At 40.1% G+C, this 20,757-nt stretch carries 38 protein-coding genes; all 38 read right to left on the bottom strand.

Translation table 11 applies throughout. From position 1 onward, the window contains the following. Nucleotides 1-156: 156 nt before the first annotated feature. The 38 genes from JCM10519_RS05775 to JCM10519_RS05600 all read right to left on the bottom strand — a co-directional run bounded on the left by JCM10519_RS05775 (nt 157) and on the right by JCM10519_RS05600 (nt 20,741). Nucleotides 157-855, bottom strand: coding sequence for an N-acetylmuramoyl-L-alanine amidase (locus JCM10519_RS05775; RefSeq protein WP_347843471.1), 699 nt, complete (start codon nt 853-855; stop codon nt 157-159). A gap of 253 nt (nt 856-1,108) precedes the next feature. Beyond that, entirely contained in the window at nt 1,109-1,444 is a 336-nt protein-coding gene (locus JCM10519_RS05770) for a phage holin family protein (protein WP_347843266.1), read from the bottom strand. Between the two features lie 115 nt (nt 1,445-1,559). Further along, nucleotides 1,560-1,811, bottom strand: coding sequence for a hypothetical protein (locus JCM10519_RS05765; protein ID WP_054738248.1), 252 nt, complete (start codon nt 1,809-1,811; stop codon nt 1,560-1,562). Continuing rightward, nucleotides 1,799-2,224, bottom strand: a complete 426-nt coding sequence (locus tag JCM10519_RS26805; RefSeq protein WP_347843265.1) for a hypothetical protein — start codon at nt 2,222-2,224, stop codon at nt 1,799-1,801. The genes JCM10519_RS05765 and JCM10519_RS26805 overlap by 13 nt, the downstream gene beginning before the upstream one ends. A gap of 44 nt (nt 2,225-2,268) precedes the next feature. Further along, nucleotides 2,269-3,231, bottom strand: a complete 963-nt coding sequence (locus tag JCM10519_RS05755) for a BppU family phage baseplate upper protein (RefSeq protein ID WP_054738246.1) — start codon at nt 3,229-3,231, stop codon at nt 2,269-2,271. 1 nt (nt 3,232) lies between these two features. Then, complete coding sequence (locus JCM10519_RS05750) at nt 3,233-3,478, bottom strand: hypothetical protein (RefSeq protein WP_347843264.1); 246 nt, start codon at nt 3,476-3,478, stop codon at nt 3,233-3,235. A 120-nt stretch (nt 3,479-3,598) separates the two neighbouring features. Next, on the bottom strand, nt 3,599-4,279 hold the full coding sequence (locus tag JCM10519_RS05745; RefSeq protein ID WP_347843263.1) for a hypothetical protein: 681 nt from the start codon (nt 4,277-4,279) through the stop codon (nt 3,599-3,601). A gap of 43 nt (nt 4,280-4,322) precedes the next feature. Further along, entirely contained in the window at nt 4,323-4,580 is a 258-nt protein-coding gene (locus JCM10519_RS05740) for a hypothetical protein (protein ID WP_054738243.1), read from the bottom strand. Then, nucleotides 4,573-5,373 carry a hypothetical protein gene (locus tag JCM10519_RS05735; protein WP_347843262.1) on the bottom strand — a complete coding sequence of 267 codons (801 nt, stop codon included), beginning with the start codon at nt 5,371-5,373 and terminating at the stop codon, nt 4,573-4,575. Before JCM10519_RS05735 ends, JCM10519_RS05740 begins: the two co-directional genes overlap by 8 nt. Beyond that, nucleotides 5,334-5,699 carry a hypothetical protein gene (locus tag JCM10519_RS05730; protein ID WP_054738241.1) on the bottom strand — a complete coding sequence of 122 codons (366 nt, stop codon included), beginning with the start codon at nt 5,697-5,699 and terminating at the stop codon, nt 5,334-5,336. The genes JCM10519_RS05735 and JCM10519_RS05730 overlap by 40 nt, the downstream gene beginning before the upstream one ends. A gap of 44 nt (nt 5,700-5,743) precedes the next feature. Continuing rightward, nucleotides 5,744-6,313, bottom strand: coding sequence for a DNRLRE domain-containing protein (locus JCM10519_RS05725; protein ID WP_054738240.1), 570 nt, complete (start codon nt 6,311-6,313; stop codon nt 5,744-5,746). After that, nucleotides 6,313-6,687 carry a hypothetical protein gene (locus tag JCM10519_RS05720; protein ID WP_054738239.1) on the bottom strand — a complete coding sequence of 125 codons (375 nt, stop codon included), beginning with the start codon at nt 6,685-6,687 and terminating at the stop codon, nt 6,313-6,315. Before JCM10519_RS05720 ends, JCM10519_RS05725 begins: the two co-directional genes overlap by 1 nt. Then, nucleotides 6,666-7,640, bottom strand: coding sequence for a hypothetical protein (locus JCM10519_RS05715; protein ID WP_054738238.1), 975 nt, complete (start codon nt 7,638-7,640; stop codon nt 6,666-6,668). Before JCM10519_RS05715 ends, JCM10519_RS05720 begins: the two co-directional genes overlap by 22 nt. A gap of 100 nt (nt 7,641-7,740) precedes the next feature. Beyond that, a complete protein-coding gene (locus tag JCM10519_RS05710; protein WP_054738237.1) occupies nt 7,741-7,977 on the bottom strand; it encodes a hypothetical protein in 237 nt (78 codons plus the stop codon). Further along, the gene (locus JCM10519_RS26800; protein WP_347843261.1) at nt 7,974-8,126 is read right to left on the bottom strand and encodes a hypothetical protein; all 153 of its coding nucleotides are present in this window, start codon (nt 8,124-8,126) and stop codon (nt 7,974-7,976) included. The genes JCM10519_RS05710 and JCM10519_RS26800 overlap by 4 nt, the downstream gene beginning before the upstream one ends. Nucleotides 8,127-8,253: 127 nt before the next feature. Beyond that, complete coding sequence (locus JCM10519_RS05700) at nt 8,254-8,601, bottom strand: hypothetical protein (protein WP_054738235.1); 348 nt, start codon at nt 8,599-8,601, stop codon at nt 8,254-8,256. A gap of 53 nt (nt 8,602-8,654) precedes the next feature. Beyond that, the gene (locus JCM10519_RS05695) at nt 8,655-9,206 is read right to left on the bottom strand and encodes a major tail protein (RefSeq protein ID WP_054738234.1); all 552 of its coding nucleotides are present in this window, start codon (nt 9,204-9,206) and stop codon (nt 8,655-8,657) included. Nucleotides 9,207-9,295: 89 nt separating this feature from the next. Next, entirely contained in the window at nt 9,296-9,535 is a 240-nt protein-coding gene (locus tag JCM10519_RS05690; protein WP_054738233.1) for a hypothetical protein, read from the bottom strand. Then, a complete protein-coding gene (locus tag JCM10519_RS05685) occupies nt 9,535-9,828 on the bottom strand; it encodes a hypothetical protein (protein ID WP_347843260.1) in 294 nt (97 codons plus the stop codon). Before JCM10519_RS05685 ends, JCM10519_RS05690 begins: the two co-directional genes overlap by 1 nt. An 8-nt stretch (nt 9,829-9,836) precedes the next feature. Beyond that, nucleotides 9,837-9,986 carry a hypothetical protein gene (locus JCM10519_RS26795; RefSeq protein ID WP_347843259.1) on the bottom strand — a complete coding sequence of 50 codons (150 nt, stop codon included), beginning with the start codon at nt 9,984-9,986 and terminating at the stop codon, nt 9,837-9,839. 4 nt (nt 9,987-9,990) lie between these two features. Further along, nucleotides 9,991-10,293, bottom strand: a complete 303-nt coding sequence (locus JCM10519_RS05680) for a hypothetical protein (protein WP_054738231.1) — start codon at nt 10,291-10,293, stop codon at nt 9,991-9,993. Then, nucleotides 10,290-10,583 carry a hypothetical protein gene (locus JCM10519_RS05675; protein WP_054738230.1) on the bottom strand — a complete coding sequence of 98 codons (294 nt, stop codon included), beginning with the start codon at nt 10,581-10,583 and terminating at the stop codon, nt 10,290-10,292. Before JCM10519_RS05675 ends, JCM10519_RS05680 begins: the two co-directional genes overlap by 4 nt. Nucleotides 10,584-10,598: 15 nt before the next feature. Then, complete coding sequence (locus JCM10519_RS05670) at nt 10,599-11,801, bottom strand: phage major capsid protein (protein WP_054738229.1); 1,203 nt, start codon at nt 11,799-11,801, stop codon at nt 10,599-10,601. A gap of 69 nt (nt 11,802-11,870) precedes the next feature. Beyond that, nucleotides 11,871-12,503: a head maturation protease, ClpP-related gene (locus tag JCM10519_RS05665; protein ID WP_054738228.1), complete on the bottom strand. Its 633-nt coding sequence runs from the start codon at nt 12,501-12,503 to the stop codon at nt 11,871-11,873. Further along, nucleotides 12,487-13,740 carry a phage portal protein gene (locus JCM10519_RS05660; RefSeq protein WP_347843258.1) on the bottom strand — a complete coding sequence of 418 codons (1,254 nt, stop codon included), beginning with the start codon at nt 13,738-13,740 and terminating at the stop codon, nt 12,487-12,489. Before JCM10519_RS05660 ends, JCM10519_RS05665 begins: the two co-directional genes overlap by 17 nt. 14 nt (nt 13,741-13,754) lie before the next feature. Further along, nucleotides 13,755-14,621, bottom strand: a complete 867-nt coding sequence (locus JCM10519_RS26790; RefSeq protein WP_347843257.1) for a terminase TerL endonuclease subunit — start codon at nt 14,619-14,621, stop codon at nt 13,755-13,757. A 76-nt stretch (nt 14,622-14,697) separates the two neighbouring features. Continuing rightward, nucleotides 14,698-15,408, bottom strand: coding sequence for a terminase large subunit (locus JCM10519_RS26785; protein ID WP_347843256.1), 711 nt, complete (start codon nt 15,406-15,408; stop codon nt 14,698-14,700). After that, nucleotides 15,405-15,752: a hypothetical protein gene (locus tag JCM10519_RS05650; RefSeq protein WP_054738227.1), complete on the bottom strand. Its 348-nt coding sequence runs from the start codon at nt 15,750-15,752 to the stop codon at nt 15,405-15,407. Before JCM10519_RS05650 ends, JCM10519_RS26785 begins: the two co-directional genes overlap by 4 nt. A 180-nt stretch (nt 15,753-15,932) precedes the next feature. Continuing rightward, nucleotides 15,933-16,274 carry a hypothetical protein gene (locus JCM10519_RS05645; protein ID WP_054738226.1) on the bottom strand — a complete coding sequence of 114 codons (342 nt, stop codon included), beginning with the start codon at nt 16,272-16,274 and terminating at the stop codon, nt 15,933-15,935. 66 nt (nt 16,275-16,340) lie between these two features. Beyond that, the gene (locus JCM10519_RS05640) at nt 16,341-16,754 is read right to left on the bottom strand and encodes a hypothetical protein (RefSeq protein ID WP_054738225.1); all 414 of its coding nucleotides are present in this window, start codon (nt 16,752-16,754) and stop codon (nt 16,341-16,343) included. Nucleotides 16,755-16,971: 217 nt separating this feature from the next. Continuing rightward, the gene (locus JCM10519_RS05635; RefSeq protein ID WP_054738224.1) at nt 16,972-17,373 is read right to left on the bottom strand and encodes a hypothetical protein; all 402 of its coding nucleotides are present in this window, start codon (nt 17,371-17,373) and stop codon (nt 16,972-16,974) included. A 41-nt stretch (nt 17,374-17,414) separates the two neighbouring features. Next, nucleotides 17,415-17,645 carry a hypothetical protein gene (locus JCM10519_RS05630; RefSeq protein ID WP_054738223.1) on the bottom strand — a complete coding sequence of 77 codons (231 nt, stop codon included), beginning with the start codon at nt 17,643-17,645 and terminating at the stop codon, nt 17,415-17,417. Between the two features lie 11 nt (nt 17,646-17,656). Next, nucleotides 17,657-17,887 (bottom strand): hypothetical protein, encoded by a 231-nt coding sequence (locus tag JCM10519_RS05625; RefSeq protein WP_054738222.1) that lies wholly within the window; start codon nt 17,885-17,887, stop codon nt 17,657-17,659. Nucleotides 17,888-17,945: 58 nt separating this feature from the next. Continuing rightward, complete coding sequence (locus JCM10519_RS05620) at nt 17,946-19,031, bottom strand: site-specific DNA-methyltransferase (RefSeq protein WP_347843255.1); 1,086 nt, start codon at nt 19,029-19,031, stop codon at nt 17,946-17,948. A 66-nt stretch (nt 19,032-19,097) separates the two neighbouring features. Further along, on the bottom strand, nt 19,098-19,619 hold the full coding sequence (locus JCM10519_RS05615; protein WP_347843254.1) for a DUF3560 domain-containing protein: 522 nt from the start codon (nt 19,617-19,619) through the stop codon (nt 19,098-19,100). 155 nt (nt 19,620-19,774) lie between these two features. After that, a complete protein-coding gene (locus JCM10519_RS05610; protein WP_054738221.1) occupies nt 19,775-19,990 on the bottom strand; it encodes a hypothetical protein in 216 nt (71 codons plus the stop codon). Then, nucleotides 19,977-20,372, bottom strand: a complete 396-nt coding sequence (locus JCM10519_RS05605) for a hypothetical protein (protein WP_347843253.1) — start codon at nt 20,370-20,372, stop codon at nt 19,977-19,979. The genes JCM10519_RS05610 and JCM10519_RS05605 overlap by 14 nt, the downstream gene beginning before the upstream one ends. 18 nt (nt 20,373-20,390) lie before the next feature. Then, complete coding sequence (locus JCM10519_RS05600; protein WP_054738220.1) at nt 20,391-20,741, bottom strand: hypothetical protein; 351 nt, start codon at nt 20,739-20,741, stop codon at nt 20,391-20,393. Nucleotides 20,742-20,757: the final 16 nt, after the last annotated feature.

Here is a 20,757-nt window from a genome sequence, read left to right as displayed (position 1 = left end):
AATGAATGTCAATACAACGCTTACACGGTTAGGCTTCCCATAATTATCTAGCCAAACATTCCTATTTTCTTATTTTTTTTACAATAAAAAATAGACAGGCCCGATAATCCGGAAGCCTGCCTAAATATGATTTTTTTATATAATATGAACAAACGCTTAAAATTCTCCTGGTGCCTGCACCCCACTATCATCGGTCTTATATAATGCGCATTCTAACGGGTGTCCTGCTCTCGGTTCAAAATAATAGTCTTTGCCGTTAATAACTTGCCAGCCTGTTACCGCATATCCATCTGGATTGAAATAATACCAATGATGGTGTATTAGCTGCCAACACGCCTTATAATAGGAAGTATTTGTATCTGCGTACCACCAGCCATTAGCGTCATGATTCCACTCCAAATCATATCTTGGTGTCATTTTTGCGGCAACAGCTTCTTTAAATTTCTGCCATTCCTGCGGTGCATCTACAAACCATTTAGGGCATACCTTTCTTGTCACATCATAATGCCGGATCATGCCCCCATGAAGGGGATCAAGCCCCCATCTAGTACAGAGGTCTGCGCACAACTCTACATACGCATTATACGTCTTTTGATTAAATACCCCGTCCGCCTTTGGGTGACAGGCTTCAATTGACATAGTATAGCTGTTTGCACTATTGGTACACCAAGAGATTTCATCTTCCGGTATTAGCTGAATAATTTCTCCATCTAAGCCGATTATATAATGGCAACTTGCTTTTGTTACCTTTTCTCCTCTGGCTTCTTTTTGTGGTCCTACAGTTCTTAAATTTTCAAAATAATCTCTGTTGTTCTGCGCACTGGTTCCTGGATTTCCTATGTAGTGGCAGGCTATCGCAGTAGTGTTTTTTTTCTTTTCGTTCCTGGCCTGTTATAATTGCTTATATTTATAAACTGTTTGCTAATATTCATAACATCTTCTCCTTTTACAAAGAAATGGCCCAGGATAATCCCAGGCCCTACACTATATTTATTCGGTTTTATCTGCTCCGGCTGATATCAGTTTTTCGGTAACTGCAAGCCCTTTGATCAAAAACTCTGGTACATCGCATCCGTATTCCACAAGATTTTCCAATATGCTCCTGATCTCATTTATTAAGAGTGTCGCAAGCGTAAACCAGCCAAGCAATTCCAGGAAAGATAGGTTTATTCCGAACATATCTTTCCCCAAATTTACAAACAAACTCGGAATTAAAAAAAGATACCGAAACAATGATCCAATATCCTATTTTTTTGGCGATTCCGATAATACCAATACTACTTGATTCTGTATGGTTCTTTCTGGCCTTTGCGTAACCTGTTACATAATCCACTATATTGCAGAATAAATATCCTGCAAACACATACCAATATGTACCGAATAATGCCGTCAGTACTGTTACCGCAGCTCCGACCAGAGCATTGTATTTGTCAATAAATTTCATTCTCATTTGCCTCACTCTTCCTTTAATTTTTCTTCCACTTCGTCATGCCATTTTGGCGGTACTTCTTCCACCGTCATTTTTCCATCTGTAATTCTCATTAAATAAAAAGCCACCATTATTGTGTACCTCCCATCATTCCGGCCAGTTCTCCTATAGCTCCTGCCTGTACTTCCTGTCCTGATTCCACTTTATCCAGACGTTTTTCAATGTCTGTTTTTTCACGCAATGAGATAGTGATGTATAAACCATCTGCTTTTTCTTCCCATGACCCCGGCTGCAGAACAAGATCAGTATAATTTCCTACGGTCGTGCCCTCTCCGGTCTGTACCTTGACGCTTGCAAGGTTTTCTTCCGTCAGCTTTGGCATAATGGAAGCTGCAGCCGTCCAGTCTTTGAAAATCGCAGTAAGCTCAGTAAGCTTGCGCCTGTTTCCAAACTAATTGCAGTTCCATCATTAAGAATCATTTTTTTTCTTTGTTCATATATAATTCCTTTCTGCCTGTTTCCAGGCAATAAAAATAGCCCCATAAGGGACTGGTTTACAAGTTTATTTAATAATGTAAATAGCAATTTAATAGCAGGAACAGCCACAATTCCTGCCGGAGATGGGGGTGTTTTAGTTACATACGGTAAAACATTTTCTGTGGCACCTAAAGTAAGTCTAACTGTTCGAGGTTCAGCTCCAGATGTAATAATATCCGCTAAAATAAGTAACCCATCTACAACCGGATTTGGCATAATCGTTGTTGAAAGTACGGCGGCAGGAATTAAGGTCCCCAATTACCCTATTACAGTCGATTGGATAGCGATTGCAAAATGATCATTTAGGCATCAATGAGTCCAAATATAAGTGTAACGCGAAAAGCTGATGCTAATGAAATATTAAACCCAACCTGTAATGTAGTGTCATCATAACGATGACAATAGGTTACTTGAAAGCCATTTCCAGTATTCCATGATATGCAAGCCATCGGCGCGCAATATTCTGGCATCTTTTTACCTGTGATACCCAACTGTGATAAGCTTATATTAATCCAGTTAGTGCCACCTGAATCAGATGCAGAAAATTGTTTAATTGCTAAGTATTTAGAATCTGCGTTCAACAGGAATTTATTATTTAAATTGCTATTTACCGTAGTAATCTGGTCCTGTAAATTTTTTCCGTATCGAGCGTCAAGGGCAAATCCTTCCACTGTTGTTAACCCATTATTAACAAGGTCACTTTTTAGCATCATATATTGTGCCAAATGAGCATCTAAAGCCTTTAATCCTGCTGTTACAGGATCGCGTGTGCTTTGTAAATCGTTTCTTGTAATCGCTGTTTCTCCAATACTCCCCTGGATAGAGTCAATAAGTGTTTGCAGATAGTCAATTTTCTCCTGCCCTTCATCGACAATGCGCTGCAACACGGTAATATATGGAGCCGCCGGAACTGATTTGTCTGCCAGAGGATCAAAACGACATAGGAAGGTAAATTTATTAGAGGATATTTGTCCATTTGCATATACCAGTTTTACATCTGCCACCACTTTCCCGGGGGATTGCAGCTCATTTCCCTGGAAGACATACGTATATGTCGCCACGTTCTTTGGCATATCCGCCCCCGTCACAATCATTCCATTTGACAGGGTAAACAGTATATAAGCCCGACTTGCATTAGCTATATACTGCCCATCAGCTTTTACGCGGATACTAAACTGTATTTGTCCATAATCACCTTGGGTAAAGGCATATTGTGTCTCCAGTATGGCGTTGTCGTTTGCATTGAGTACTACATCATAATTCATCTTAAACCACCTTTCCAAGTATTACATAAGTTTTAGCCACACGTGCAACAAGTACTTTGTCACCTACCACTGGAGTATAAGATTGCAGGTATTTGTAAGGTTTCTGGCTTGCCATATTCTCGCCAAAAAACCTGATGTATGGCCTACCACCTGTAACATTTTCAACTACGGCCATACGATAAGCCTTTTCTCCTTCAAACAGCTTTTGTAATTCATCAATCTGCTGCCCCGGATTATCCCACATCATAGTTTTATCACCCTCTTTAAAGTGTGTGTCATAGTACCGCCTACGTTTAAGTCCATTTCCCATGCATACTCTATATATTTGTTTCCTACTGCAAGGCTGTTTTCGCCTACATAAATGCAATCACGGTATGAGTGATGCGGCATTAGAGCCGTAGGCAATATAACAGCATCGTAAGTCTGACTTTTTTTCGATTGCAACACGGCGGACCAGATCGTTAAGAGTTGATTGATCAGCTACATCATCTACGCTTTCAATATCAACCACATTACGGCCACGGTTCACAGTCGATATTACACTCCCCGGGCTATCGTTTATATACTCGCTCCTGAGTTCTGCCCCGTCAGGATCATCGGTATACCTCACAAATATATTAGGTACATTATATATGTCAACGCTTTGCTTAGCACCACTTTTTATAATGCTCCTGTCATTAGTTGCATACGATTGCTCTGTGCGGCGGTTAAGAGGCTCAATGTACCTACGGCTTACGGCATATCCTCTATTGTCAAAATGTAGTGGCTCGTAATTGATTGCGGTAAGAAGATCATTGATTATATCTAGTTTGCTGGTGCCTATCTCAAATTCAAGGCCCTTACTTACAGTAAGTGGTGATGTTTCTATGTTCGTCTTTTTTATTCCTGCTGCCACTATAATGCTTCGTATTTGTGTAACGTAGTTTGTACCTTCCGCTATGAACAATCTTGTTGTTACCTTATCCTCTTTTAGAATGGTAGAGTAATCATAACAATCGACCTGTTGCATTACTCCACTGCCTTGTTTCGATCTCTCCGGGCTGCTCATGATGTAAGTGCCAATAGGATATTCAAGCCAACCAGAAGGGGTCTTAAGCCTGAAAAAAAGGACGTATCCTCAAATCAACAGTTTTAAGGTCTACGTCCCCTATTTCTCTTATTGTCAACGAGGCTGTACACATGATTTCCTGAGAACTGTCAAATCTTAGGTTTCCGCTTACATTCTCCAGGTCTTTTAATTTGACTTCATTTTTATCAAGCAATTCGTACCTGAAATTGATAGTCCGGTCAGATTCAAGCATTTTCAACACATCTTCATGAGAGTATGCCGCCTGCGCGAGGCTATACATCAAACCTCACCTCCAAACTGTAATCAATACGGCTTAGTGATATTTCTACGTTTTTTCCGATATTAAACAGGGTATTTTCATAATTGAAACTGCTAATTTCACAACAAAAACATACCTCTGAATTTCTGAACAAATAAATCCCGTTAATCCCATATAATGTTTCTATTTTTTCAGCGTTGGAATTACTAAGATAAAATGAAGTTCCGATTTCTAAGTCTTTATGTATTCCAGATTCTTTTACCGGATATATACGTCCTTCATACTTGATCAACTCGGCTTCATTGGAATGTTTTGTTTTAATGCTGTTAAACCAATCACTATCTGATTTGTAAATTTCAATGTAATCGCCTGGAGTCTTTATTTCCGATAATAGCGCCCCTTTATACTTGATTTTCATGGGCCGTTTTACGCTATCAGCATAACTGCCGTTGTGCGACCTTATAAAGTATTCATACATTTTCCCTGACTTCACAGCATAGTCAATATATGTTAAGCCGCTAAAACGGCCTATGGGTACAAACGTTGTCCCGTCTTCTGAGCGGTAAACAATCTTATCGGCAGCAGTAGACGAAGTAGTAACTAATATTCCACCGCGCGCGGCAGACAGCGTTATATCGGGTGCGGAAGGAATAGCAGCGGATATGGTAAATACCTTTGCGCTTTCATCTGACCATACTCCGTATACGCTACCAATACGCATTTTAACAGTGTATTGACCGTTAGGAAACATCATATTAGGCACGTATGAACTTGTTAATCCACCTGGCCTTTCACCGCTGTCATGTACCAGCATTGCGCCTTGGTATATCCATATTCTGAATATTGCCGTTTCAGCCTCATTACTCCGCCATGCAATTTCTGTAATTGCATCATTTTCATAGTGTCAATAATAGGAGCAGTAGGGCGGCCAGTAAGTTCAAAAGCACCATAAGCATACTCAGATACAGCATTGTTGGCATTGTAAGTTCTTACTCTCCACTCAATAATTCCGGTAGGCATGGAGTTGGTATCAAGCGTGCGGCTTTGCTGTGTAGTAACAATACCTAAAGCCTCTGTCCAAGAAGCGTTCCCCTGTTGCTTCCAACCAAAATCATATTTTGTCTGGCCAGTATCATACATGGAATTATGCTTCCATTGAAATGTCAGAGCATTACCCTTCTCAATCACGTCACCATTCGGATACAGAATAGTCGGAAGATCAGGAACTGCATCGTTATAAGTAATCTCAACATATGGTATGTTCCTGACTCTCTGGAGGCAAATTTCCACCACTCCGTAATTGCTATATTCGTTTCTAAGTCTTGGAGTCCAAAAACAACATCATTTTTCCCAAGCGTATTTGATATTATGCTTGTTATATCCCATGACACCCATACATTTGCACCGGCTACAGTGATAGATGATGTTAATTGTGTCGGCGAATGCGCCATATCACTATCTATATATTGATTCCCTACAATTTTGCCTGTCAACGTATTTACGCTTACTGGTATATCATATTGGGCTGCATCAATTATACATCGCTTGCCTTTTTGTATACAAAATATCTTTAATTCCGCCTTGGTAATCTGTTTGTTTTCCATTTTCGGAATATCAAATTGTATAAATGCAAGCATCGCGTTTGACGTAACCGGGCGATTAACAAGCATATGATCTAATGTACTAAAATTATCATTAGGCGAGGAAAAATATGTGTAAGTATCAGCCTTGCACTGCACTATCTGTGTTGCCATTACATTTTGCTCCTTCCTGCTCTTGCGGCCTGTTTTCCTTGCTGCATGAAATTAACAACATCGTTCAATTCTTTGATATCCCTTGCAGGTATTGTGGCATACAGAATATATGTATCTCCACCTGATGATCTGCGTGTTTCCTCGGCTGTAAGCACTCTCGAACCTCTTGGAATGATTACCCTTTCAGGCCCGTGTTCTCCTATCCAAGCCTCACCGCCCTCTGCATAATCAGTACCAGCAGCATAATGCTGTGTACGCCCTGTCAAGGCAGAACTTTGTATGTTTGATACGCTATTGCCAACAACTGTCATTGTTCTATCAAGTTCGCTTCCTTTTCCAATAATTACCGCAATTACTGCTGCCAGAGCTGCCAAGCTGCCACAACTCCAAAGATCACCATGGCCGTTTGATTTGCTTTAAAGTCAAATCCTGTGAGAAACTTACCAAATTTTCCAAATGTTCCAATGGTACTTTCAACAGCTTTTCCAATACTGACCATTGCTGCAATCATACCGGTAAGCGTTATAATCATTGTTAAAACCGGAGTCGGTATAGCAGATATGGCAGAAAATAATGTTGTGAGAACAGGAAGTAACGCAGCTGCAAAGCTGTTAGCTAATCCTTCTCCAATCGTCTTGGTATCATTCATAGCCTCTTTTAATTGTACGAATTTTTCAATTGATTCTTCGCTTATCACATATCCCATTAAATGGGCTTCCCTCTTTAAGTTCGCTATTTCTCTGGAAGTCATATTCAATATAGGGCCTAAATTTTCTCCAGTTGTTGATAATAGGTCACTGGCTATGGCGTTTCTCTTAGTCACATCTTCCATATTCTGCAAACCTCTAATCACATCATTAAATAATTCATTCTGTGATTTTAGTGCTCCATGAGAATCACGCACATTTACGCCTAGAAGTCGAAAGGTTTTTGCTGTGTCACTGGTCTTGTCAGTTGCATCAAGAGCCTTTTCTGCAAGGGCCGCAATGTCTCCAGTCATGCTTTCAGCATCACTTCCTACCAATTTCATAATATAATCCCATTCTTGGTATTGGTCTGTTGTCATTCCCATTCTCTGCGATACAATACTTATCTCTTTAGCGTGGTCTGCGGTGCCTAGCGTAAGTGAACCAAGCGCCGTAACCATTGTACCTATAGTAAGAATAGCTTTCCCTACATTAGCATCTACATCGTCGAATTTTTCTGCGAATTTTTCAACAGCTGGGCTTGCACTTAACCCAATAAAGTCGGAAACTTCACGTAATGCATCACCAAAAGACCGGTTTTCATCAGAAGTATCTTCAATTTGATCTTCTGTATCTTTCAATGCACCTTCAAGCTTTAATAAGGTTGTTCTTTCGTTCAGCAGTGCCTTATCTGCTTGATCGGCTGCTTTTGATTCATAACCATGAGCAGTTACAATCTTATCATAAGATTTTGCGGTTTCCTCGACCTTTTTTCTTTTGCAGTTCTATCTTTTGTCTTAGTATATCTTGCTGGATACCAAGTTTATCAGTTGAATCACCGTATAAATCAGCTTCGGCAGTAGCCCTCTTAAATTCAGCATCAAGGAGGCCCATTTTCCTGTTGATTTCTGTAATCCCACCCGAAAACTCAGAATAATCCATGCCGATTACAATTGTTTTTTTGTACTGGCTATTCATAAGAAACCTTCGACCTCCTTCATGCTTGTAATCGTAGTTACCTCTCTGCTTCTGTCGTTATTTCCCGTGGTGAAATAACGAGGTGTGTATGGTTCGTTGTTCATGATACTTGATTTCAACAATGCTTCATCATTCGCTATGTCAATCATTTTTACTACTTTTTCAAGGGAACTGGATAAAAATTCATCTTCAGATCGGTGTAGCTGGAAGCAATACCTATAAAACAGCAAATCAAAATCTATAATCAACGATTCGCTGTTTATTTCGCAAGATTCATTAACATCTGTGCCAGGATTTTTTTTTCGCTTCGTCAAGTAATTCGCTTTCCGCAGTTGCTCCGGCAGATTCGGTATAAGCTTCTATGATTTCATTTAGGCTTGATGGGTTCATTGTCAGGGCCAATGCTCGGGCCTCTTCTATGGTAAAGTTCGGATCATTGGCTTTAATTCCACCATATAGAACAACCGAACCGAATTCAAGAATAGAGTTTTTCTTACTTTTTCTTTTCAATAATTCCTGCTGCATATACCCGACAGCTTTCATGTTGAATGTGGCAATCAACTCTTTATCATTAAACTCTATACATATTTCTTCCGCCGGCAGTGCCGTTATTTTTCTTGCCATGGTTTACCTCCTAAGGTGTCTCTGGCTTTTTAGGATAAGTGACCGGACCGGACTCAAAAAAAGGCAGCCGCCTGGGCTGCTGTGTAATCCGTATTTGCTGTATCACCAAAAAATCTTATTTGACTGTCTGATTCACGTGGGATAAAATTAATTGTGGTTGAATCAGTGGAGAAGTTTACGTTATCTGTAGACTGCTGAATAGTCTGGTTCCCTGGCTGTGCCTTGCCTTTGAGTAACCAAACCTGTTCTTTTGTTCCGCCAAGCTGATCAACTTCATATCCCATGGCAATGTCCGGCGGCTGATCTCCTGATTTTTCAATGACCACCCCATCAATTATCGTATTTCCCATGATTTCGGCTCTGGTCTCTGCAAAGACTTTGTTTGTGTCTACCGCAACCGCAATTCCTTTAAGTAATCCCACATCTTCCTCTTTGTTTCCGTCACCATAAAGCGTACCTGTTGCAACCTGCGGGGTGAGTTGTATCTGCATGGCCTTTCCAAATGGTTTCACTGGTCCGTATGTAGTCCCTTCTGCTGCGTCTGTAAGCACTAAGCAGTAGACAAGTCTAGCTACATTTATTCTATTCGACTTTTTAGACGACATCTGTATCCTCCTTCATATGCTTAAAATTAATCATTCCACGCCATGACTTTCCGTTAGTATCATAGGAATAAGTCACGTTTGGGAAAGTGTTATACTTTATACCAATCAGAGACTTTTTTTAAGAGTCCAGTTTTATTTATTACGTCCTCCCTGGCCTTGCCCCATATATTAATCTCGTAAGTTTCTGATTCTTCCGTCACCTCACCGTCTCCAGATAACTCCGGTTCTTCGAATAATTTATACCATGTAGCACAAGGTGGTAAAATCGGTTGAGATAATTCTATTACGGGGATATTTAATACGGTTTTAATAATATTTTCTATATCCATTACTGCATCACCTTTTTCATCATATCATTGATCGCTGCTTCGATATCTCCCTCTGATGCCTGTAAGGCGCGTTCCATGAATTTTAAGCCAGGAACAAAGGTTTTCCCATCTCTGGCTATATGACCATCATTAGCCAGATGCCACTTATAACCGGTATACTTTCCGCCCTTGACGCTGACATAAAGGGCACCTTGCTTATTTTTCTTGACAGTGAATCTTACATCATCTTTCATATGGACATATGGACGGGTGCCGTCATAATTTTTTTGGTTCAATATCAAGTAGTGATTCAATATCACTGCTATGTAGATACCTGACAACGTTCTTTTTTTATCGCAGCCCCGGCTTTACTCAAGACCTTTCGTTCTTCTGCTTGCATTTCCTTTGGAAGGTCTTTAAGCATCTGGTCAATATAAGAGATTTCTTCCTTGTAATCAATTGCAACCCTCATATACTCACCCCACAGTCAAAGATAATGTTGATTCATCTTTTTGGAATGTTCTCAAAATGTTGTATCTGGCTCCTTTGTATACCACCTGCTGCGGACTAACCAGTTCTTCATCTTTAAGAATTGACGCATTTTCAAAATCCTCAGGATCAATCTCTAAAGAGAGTTTAGGAGATAACCCAACGGCATAAGCCTGATAAAATTCGCTTCTAGTACAAGATGCCTTATTACAGAATACTTCTATTTCAGTCGGATCAACTTCGCTTCCAATCGCTGTGAGAGCGACCAGTATACATACTTCATTCCTCATGGTGTTACCTCCTCTCCTTTGTACTCGCTGGCAAGCGACATAGCTATCTTGGTCGCTTCATAGGATTGCCTGTACCTGTCAGCTTCGCCGTTATAGTTCATCTGCCACCTTAGATATAGTCTTAGAGCAGCCAAAGCAAGCATATCCCCGGTTGGTATGGTGTTAACTCCCCCCATACTCAAATCCGTAAGATATGCCTCTTTCAGCATTTCTAATTCGTCATCCAGTTTCGTGTGGCTGATTCTAACCATACTGCGCATTTCTTCTTTTGATACAGTTATGGTCAGCATATAACCACCCCTTTATTATGCTGATTTCTTAGTTACGGTGACCAGAGAATTCTTGTCAATCGTCTTTCCATCACAGATCATAACAGCCTTAGTCACCTGATCCTCAGTATCATTGTCCTCGTATGACTTAATGGTCATGTTATAGTTTGTATTGAACATATAATCGGACCAGTCAAACAGGAATGCCACCACTGTATCAGATGTGATTGTAGTACCAAGGCTTGTCATATAATCATTCAAAACCACGCGCCTACCAAGCAATGATCTTTCCGGCTGCCCGTTAATTCCATAGTTTACCCTGGCAATCGGCTGCTTATTGCTATCAACCATTCCAATAAACTTCATGAATGTTTTCTTAGTCATGTTCCAAACGGCACCGTTTTCATATGCCAGTGGAAGCGCGGCTTCTGCGTCAACAAGCGTCTGATATGTAGGATCGTTTGCCGCTGCAACTTCGATGTTCTGACTAGTTTCAACAGTTTCAGTTAATACACCTTTCGGCTGACCGGTTCCAGTACCAGAGATAAAAGCAATTTCTTGGGCCTTTACCATTGCCTCTGATACATTGTTTACAAACGTTGTTTCAAACACCTGCAGAGACATTACAGAGGTTTCAAGTGTCATTGAAATTGCACATCTCAGCTTATAGCCTTTAATGTCAATCTGCCCGGTTGTCTTTTTCTGCTTATCAGAGGTCCCCCCCTCAGCAACCCATGTGGCTACAGGTTTAACCGTGGAAGTCGGGACCGTTGCCCCGGCTGCGAAAGTAGTTTTTGTAACAAGCGGAAGGATCATTCCGATTGACTCCATCTTTTCGACGATCCGGTTGATAACAATAGGCGAAATTACCGCTCCTACGTCCGTTGTCTTGGTTGTGGTAGACGCATTCCTAAATTTATCCGGGATAGCCTTTCCGCTGACCACATAATTCATGAATGCTCTTCTGTATTCCACCGAATCATAAATATCTTCCTGATCTGATTCAGCAGCAGGAGTAACAGATGGAATTGTTCCAGCGCCCGAAAGATTTATGATCTGGGGAATTTCTCCCAGAGCTTTAAGGTTAGCTTCCGCTTTTGCTTCGTTTGAAAACTGTTCATCGAGTTTTCCAACCGCATCAATTTTGGCATTGGCTTCATCTACCTTTCCGGCATTAATAAGCTCCTGCGCTTCGTTTTTCATTGCTTCTCTTTTTGCAACATACTCTTCTCTTTTCATTAAAAATCTCCTTTCAAATTAAGCAGGCGTAATCTGGCCTCTGCTTTTTGCTTTTCTAAATTTTCTGCATTAAAAAAAATCCGTGGCATTATTGCCCGGACCTTTAATGAGATTCCTTATTTTTTCAATTGTTTCTGGCGGAATTCCACCGATAGAGTTTGTAAGCGGTATACGGCTGTCTTGGAACATTACCTTATCCACAAATCCATAGTCAACCGCCTGCTGCGCAGATAACCATGTTTCCTTATCCATCATTTCAAGCAATTCCTCTTTTGACATACCAGTTTTATCTACGTAAGCATTTACAATAGATTCATCTGCAGCCCTAAGCACCTCTCCTTGATGCTCCATGGCTCTATGATTTCCACTGGCGCGGCTTGATACCTTATGTATCATAAACATGGCTGTTGGGCTTATCTCTGATTCTCCCGCCTGCGCTATGACCGATGCTGCCGACCCAGCAAGCCCCACAATACGGATCTTTTTATTTCCATTGTAAGACCGCAAAGCCGTATAAATTTCTGATCCAGCAAAAATCTCACCTCCAGGGCTGTTGATTTCAACCTCAATTTCTTCTCCGTTGGCTTCTGCGATTTGTTTTACTATGGCTTGTGGCGATGTGTGTTCAATTCCAAGCCACTCATAAATCCTGGCGTTACTATTTCCCACGATCTCGCCTTTCACATCAATCTTTTTCGGCACTCTTCTCACCACCTTTCAACAAAGCATAAATTGCTGCCTTTGTCTCTGCTATGTTATCGAGTTGCATATTAGATAAAAGGTTTGTGACCTTATCTATTGTTTGTGTGTCCAGTCTACGCAACGGCTTATCACCGTCAGCAACCGGGCTGAGATTGAATGTTTCACGCCATTCGTTTGGAGTAAGTGCTCCACGGTCCACCATGGCTTGTAGAGCAAGCTTAGTAGAAAGGCTGGCACATTGCAGATTAGAAGCATCAAAGTATATACTGTTACCAAATCCACGCTCACGGCGATTAAACAGCTTCCTGGTATATTCTGCTGATAATTGCAGTGCATCAGGCTCTACTACAATTTCAAAATAACTATTCCATTCATCTTCGGTATAATTCGAATGTACAATTTTGTCATTTGTGTTAAAGAAGGCATATAGGCGTTCTTTTGTGTTGCTCATTTGCAGAGCATTTGGGACGTAGTCTTTTGGTTCAATTCTTATAACATCTGCTTTTGCGTCTACTCCAGCAGCCCCAAACGTAGTGCTAGATATATTCAAGTAATTATCAACAAACTCCTGCACATTCTTCTTTAAATCTTCCGGTCGCATTGGCGTGGTATATTTTAGCAACCATCTTATTACACTGCTGTTTTTTATTGCATTTATTATACCTTGGTCAGTAGTTGTAATAATATCCATGATTTGCTTAAGCGGAGCTTCCGGAGACTCCCCAAAAACATCGTTGTCGTTGAAATCCTTACGCAGGTGTATTACTTCAGTATAAGGGAATGTCAATGTATTGCCATTGATAAAATAGAATTTTAAATTAAGGTCCCCTCCTTCGTATTTAGCCTCTACCCCCGCTGCTGGTATCGGGTAAAGCTGCTGCGGTATTCCATTTTCATCTCTTACAATTAGGATAAAAGCATTATTATTTAATGCTAACTGCGTTGCAACTTTCTCCTGCATTATCTGCCCGGACATTAAAGGATTCGGTTCTTCTAACAAAAAACGCATATATACATCAGGATTAACATTTATTGATCCGTTAAAGTTGCGTATATGCTTAGCTTTTAACTTTCCTATTGCCTTGGAATATGGTCTTACACACGCTCTAACCATGTCGGACTGAAATAGTTTACCATTCCATGCGAAAAATCCATTTCCTTGCTCTGTAATCATTTTAAAAGCAGATTGCATGGCAACGTTGTTAAGTACCATTTTTATTTTTGCACCAATTCCCAAGTTTTACCTCCTTCCTATATGATACTTTGGTATTCAAGCATCTTGTCTTGCAGTATCTTGTACGCATCAATTAGGGCAAGAGTACCATCAATTCTCTGTCTTGTATCAGTTCCTTTTATTGGCTGTATGTTTCCGTTAATATCGGTTTTTATGTATGTATTATAAAAACACCACTTATCAATTTTATTATTGTTATAAATGATTTTCTTTCCTTGAAGATCTGCTTTAAGTTCTTTCATTGGTTGGCTTAAAGTTATCACACCTTGCCTTACTGGAATCATTGACTTTTCCCCAAATTCAGACTTGAATTCTGTCAATAGAGAATCATCTATATGCCACGGATCGTAGCCAATATAAAGTATGTATAAATCTTCTTGATCTCTTAATTCACAAAACCAGTCTAACATTACCCTTTTATTTACCTTGTTACCTTCTACAGATCTTAGTATCCCCTCATCTTTCCATAACTGATAAGGAATGTTATCTCTACCCTTTCTATCACCTAAAAGTTCTTGTTTATCTAAAACAGATTGTGGAATCCAATACATTTGTTTAACATATATTTTATCATCATTTGGTTTCATGCAAATCGCCTTTGCAGCACTTAGATCCACAGAATCAGCAGCATCCATTCCTCCGATTGCATACCGGAATTTATAATTAAATGTTTCCTCGTTTTCAAAGTCCTCATATCGTAGCCACGCCGCTTCTGAGGTTTGCTTTATATTAAAGTCTTTTACAAGGACAGTTGGTTTAAAAGAATTGTCGTCTTTTGCTTTTTGTACCATCTGCCGCAGGTAGTCATAGCTTTTTATCGTGCCAAGTCCTGGATTTGCTTTTATCCAGCACTCTTCTTTATCCCACTCGTTGATATGGTCCAATTCGTAGATAAATGGAAGAAATCTTTTGTTGTCCGCTTTCCCGTCAATGATATCGCCTGCATATTTGTATTGGCTGTCAAATATTCCTTCCCGTACAAATCCATTTGTTGTAATGCAAAAAAAGGAGCGGTTGTGCCCTCGCTCCCATGGATTGTTTTACCAGATCATAAATATCTCTGTTTTTGATTGCTGCCAATTCATCGATAACTCCGCAATGAGTGTCCAAGCCGTCAAGGCTATTTGCGTTACTTGCAAGTGCCTTTATAAAGCCCATATTAATCTTGCAATAGAGATCGGCCGCCCTTTTCCTGATATGCTTTCTCAAAAGTGGGGATTGCATCCTCATTTTGTCGGCTGCGGTAAAACCAAGCTTCGCCTGATCCAGCATTGTTGCCACATTGTAAATCTGTGGTGATCCTTCTTGGTCATTTACCAGCATGTCTAACTCAATGGCTGCGGTTTCGGTGGTTTTCCCATTCTTACGTCCTTCAATGATTAAAACCTCGTTGTATTGCCTGATATCGTTATCATCAACAAAACCGAATATGGCTTGTAATCTGGCTTTCTGAAATAATTCAAGTTTCAAAGGCGTTCCAAGTTTTCCGGTCGGTAACTTGCAGAACTTTTCAATGAATGTGGTGTGTCGACTTGCAATATCATAATCAAAATGGAACTCTCCCGGATTTAAATACTGTTCAAGTAATCGATCCGATATTCTTTTCATTTTATCGCAAGCAGTTATTTTCCCGTCTGCAATTTGAGTAAAATATGATTCAAATTCCGTCAATGTTTACCACCGCCCACGAATTCAAGTAGCTCGTCAACATCTTCTTTCCCCTCTGGCAGAAGATCGGTAAGCTGCTTTATGATTTTTTGGTATGAGGTATTCATTGTGTTATACAGGTCAGCCACCGGGCGCTTGCGATCATATGGTTCCTGTTTATCCCCCTGGGAGAATCTTTCAACGAATCCATTCGCGTCAAGGTCTTCTTCGAACTCTTCAAGGCTGGCACGCATAAAAGCAGCGCGCCTTATCAGACCTTCAACTGTTCTTTTTTTATTTTCGTCCAGATTTTTGAAAATCCTCTTAAGTTTGTTTTCCTCTTTCTTAATCCTCTCAGCTTTATCCATCTTTCATCATCTCCTTTCATTGGGGAGGGGGTACTGTAAAATCTCATGCGTAAAATTTGAGGTTGGGGACTCGGTGAAATCAAAACAACCCCCATTTTGTTTTAAGGGGGGGCCTATGGTTTCTTTTCATAACGGAATCGTCTGGTTTTATTTTTATTTTTCTGCAATTTTATTACTTTATCAAACGGATTCGTCCTCCTTTTCCTTCACTATCGGTATAGGGTTCCCTTCTGCATCAAACGTGCAACGGCTTTGACTATCCTTCCGCTGTATGAAGTGCCCTTCTTCCCTGTCATGGCATTGCTTACATACATACTCCAGCTTATCATGATTAAGTGATACATCTGGATCGTTTATGTTATCTGGTGTAAGCATTACAGTATGATGTACCATGTATCCTAATCTCTCACGGCATTTCTCACACAGTCCACCATCAATGGCAATGCGCTTCGCTATGTACGCCTTGCGGCATCTACGCCACGGCATACCGTCATAGAATGCTCTGGCGAATTCTTTAGCCATGTCTCACTCCCTCCTGCGCTTATGCAATATAAAAAGCACCAAGACTATTGCCTCAGTGCTTAATGGTTAATGTAATATTACGCTTTCAAACGATGTGCTATTTCCAGGCTCTGCAACGTTTATTCCGTCTTCGTCGTAATAATATACGCTTACTCTTTCTATATCCTTAATTGCTTTGTATTTCCAGCTTATTCCCGTCAAAGCCGTATTTATGTCCTTGCAAAAAACCATTTTATCTCTTTCAGATGCATTATACCATGGATCGCCTTTTACTGTGATTTTGTATTGGCGCTCACTTACGGCCTTTATATCTGTAACATTGTCGTATTTGTAAACGTATTCGCACATCTCTGTAACCATTGCTTCGTAGTCCACTTTAGGTTTTAATGCATGAAATATAATTACTACACTTACAATTATGATTGCTGCGAATACAAATATAAATAATAAATAAACCTTTTTCTTCTTTTCATCATTCATAGCAAATCCCTCCTTATGCTACCAGTATATACCATCTTCGCTTAAAAGAAAACACCCATCGTTCAAATTACGACAGGTGTTTTTCCCGGAGGGCATGAAGTATGAAATATCCACTTACAAGGGGAGGAAGTAAGCGTGCAAACGGTACTTTTTACCTTTTGCATGATATCATAATATCACGGAAGTGCCCCCTTCTAGTTCCCCACTTTTTCAAATTTTATCTTCTTTGTGCTAAAAGATAAAAGAAATATCTCCTTGAATCATAAAATTTTGTTCGTGACAATGGAACCGGCATAAATTCATATGGTATTCCCTCTGTCACATTTTTTATAAGCCATAGATAAATTTCTGAATCTGCTTCCATTGCCGTTTGCTCTATTAAATCGATATCTTTTTTCAGGATTGAATTTCTGATTGCCGTCTTTTCCGTAGGGTTCCCCGGTAAGTTTCCTTTTGGTAACCCATCACTTGAAACGGAACCTAATCCATAATTTTTATGTAGTTCTTGCCTTTTCTCACCATATTGCATACAGAAATATTTTAATTCATTATACTTTGCACGCGAGATATTATAATCACTTAATTTAATATCCCGTTTTCTTACAGGTGATTCTACCATAATACCTCCTTATCCTGCTGCCGTGCCTGCCTTTTGGCAGGCTATATTTGCATCTGTTCAAACTGTTTCTGTAAATCATCTAAGGCTTTCCATTTGTTTTGTGCCGTTGCCCTTACCTTATCATCATGGCTTAATGCTACTATATCGCTATACCGTTGTTTTTCATTGTCGATAATATCCATATGCCTTTTTCCTATATTCTCGTCCTTTTCAAGTTCAGCCGCTTTCGTTCTGTAATATTCATTCTCGTTTCTCATTTCCGCAGCATTCATATTACCAAGCCTCACTTTCTCATAGTTTTATGTATCCTAAATATTGGTGCATATTTCGCTTCCCTTCTATCAGGATCAGGACAAATGCAAGTAAATAAATATGGTGGATCTGCTGCACTTCCCGTCTTAGGCGGTGGAGCCTTGATTGCCATTGCAATTTCAGCCTGTAAAGCCTTTTCCCTTCTTGCCTTTTCCCTTCTTGCCTTTTCCTCTCTATTTTCTTTTGATGTTTTTCTGCTCATGTATTCCTTTCTGGTCCTGCTGCCATCAGCAACCTTACTCCTGAAAATATTCGTTTACCTAAACAATATCCATACTGATTTGCACACTTGCATTTCTGGAATCTGCTAAGTTGCAATATTTAGGATTAATCTCAATCCCTATGTAATTTCGGTTATATTTTTGTGCAGCAGCTCCCGTGGTCCCCGAGCCAAAGAAAGGATCTAATACAATGCCATCTTTGGGGCAGCCTGCTAAAATACAAGGTTCAATCAAATCTTGGGGGAATGTTGCGAAATGAGCACCCTTATACGGTTTCGTTGTCACGCTCCATACATCACGCTTATTTCGTTTCGGTCTATATTCATAAGCATTCCCTGATTTGGTCCGAAAGAATGTTTCAGGATCCTCGGTATATTTTTTCCCCCCGAAACGTGGCGATTTTGCTTTCATGTTTCCATTTGTTTTCCCTGGCAGAACGCCGCCCTTTTGCTCCTGGATATTTTGAGATAACCGTTTTGTCGTGCTCTCGGTTACATCTTCCGCAATGGATTCCGCATCATAATAATACTTAGGAGATTTTGATAGGAGAAATATATATTCGTGGGACTTAGTGCACCTGTCTGTAACACTCTCCGGCATTGGGTTTGGTTTATGCCATATAATATCCTGCCTTAAATACCAGCCATCAGCCCGTAATGAGAAAGCAAGCAGCCAAGGTATTCCGATTAAATCTTTTTGTTTCAATCCCGAATCCTTCATTTTGCATATGCTTTCATACCGTCCATTTTTAGGATTGCTTTGTTGCTGCTGATTAAATATAATATTTTTAACAGGGTTCTTTCTGTCCCCTCCTGTCCCTACATAACTATCGCCAATATTAACCCAAAGCGTCCCATCATCTTTTAGAACTCGCCTTACTTCCCTGAATACTTCCGTCAACCTGTCTATGTATTGTTCTGGTGTCTCTTCCATTCCGATCTGCCCGTCAATACCGTAATCCCTTAGCCTGAAATAAGGTGGTGATGTAATACAACAATTTACGGATTGTTCCGGAAAAGTTTTTAAAACGTCCAGGCAATCACCTGTATATGTTTTATTTATTTCCAGCGGCCGCATTTCTATCTGACCATCACACTTATAATTATCAAATACTTCTAATCCCATTTTCGAAAGGAGCCAGGTACCTTATCGTCCGGACGGCTCCGGCCTCCTTTCTTAATCAATCAAATCCTAATTTTGCGACTTACGATCTCCCCATAATATTTTTGCGATTTCAATCTTTTTCTTTAGTTCCTTAACTTCTTTGTTTGCATAAGTGAGGGAATAAGAATGTTCTCTTTCTATCGAACCGTCCTTTAAACCTTTGTGATAAGCAATTGCTTTTTCAAGCCTATCTGAAAAATATTCGATACTTTCGGGCATAGCCAGAGTTATTTCTTGCGCCTTGTTTTCCCAATATTCAGCCTTATGCTGTGCACTCTCTGCCTTTTCAAAGTGTTCAACGCTCTTCTCCATTCGCCTCCAGTTTCGGTCAAGAAGAGCACGGTGACGCTTCTCGCTGTGATGCCCTACTTTGATAGGCTCACCTAAAGATAAGAATTCTTTTCCTTCATTGGAAGCTTTAATATATTCATTGCTTTTAACATTATGATTTACTGCACTATTCGCATATCGTTCTGCTCTTCTTTGTGCATATGACTGATCTTCAATACGCACAATAGAATAAAAATACTTCTCATCATTTTTTTGCAATTAAGTTGTAAACCTCACACTCAATTTCTTTTCCATATTTGGTTTCAAGTTCAATGATTTCTCCCTTTTCATATTCTTCGTCACATTCTGCTACCCACACATTCGGGTAATATTTTTTTAAATTTATTCATTTTCATTCTCCTTTAAACTTTGGTTTAAGGCATAAAGCCCCTGAAAATATCCATCAGTTTCTTGTCGTTCTCATAACATTGCTTTGCTCTCTGGCAGGGCTGATCACACTTGAAGTACTCAGGTCGGCTCTTTTCAGCCTTGTCGCAATGCTCACATGGTTTATTCATTCTTCGTTCCCTTCCTGCTGCCCTGGCAGTTTGTTCGATGATGTTCCTAACATGAAACTCACTGGGTTCCACTTGTCTCCCTCTTGCTGCCCTGGCAGATCATGTGTATATGCGCTTCCTGCGGCTCTGATGTAATCACATTTTCCGCCGATAAAATAAAGAGTCCATCCGGTTCGTATTCTTCGTTTTCCCAGTCTTTTTCGAATCTTTCCCGATCATCAATATAGCAGCCCATCATACTGTCCTGTTCCCTCATATATGAATACTCTTTATCTTTATTGGCATCTTGCAGACAAAGGAATGTATATGTTCCGTCCCTTGTGTAGTGGTCAACAACAAGGGCTTTTTCTCCGTCCATATACTCTGCTATGGATTTCCATAATTCATAGTCCGTTAACTTTTGATCATAATTATCAAACATTCCTGCGGTTTTAAGTATCACTTCTCTGATCATTGATATCTCCTTTTCTATCTAATCCGGTCGGCAACTATCGCAGTAAAAACCATATATTTCTTCTGGGAAATTTCCGTCAATTTCTTCCCCGTCCTTAATCACAGTGCTTTCCTCGTTGATACAAGTCCCTTCGTTGTCGCTGTCATAAATATCTTTGCATTCCCGGCACATTTCGTAATTATCCGGCAGTATCCCTAATTCTTCCTGAAGGTAATAGATCACGCTGAACGCCTCTTCTGGTGTCAGATTCAGCGAATGCACAAACTCAATATCAGTAGGACAGCTTTTCCCTTGTAGCCAGTTGTGAAATTCCTGTACCTGTTCTAAGGTTGTATCACTGATTTCAATAGATCCATTTGATTTTTCCATGTATCTCCTTCCTCCA

It is taken from the genome of Clostridium sp. NkU-1 (genome assembly GCA_001312405.1).
This window is presented reverse-complemented; position numbering and strand designations above follow the sequence as displayed.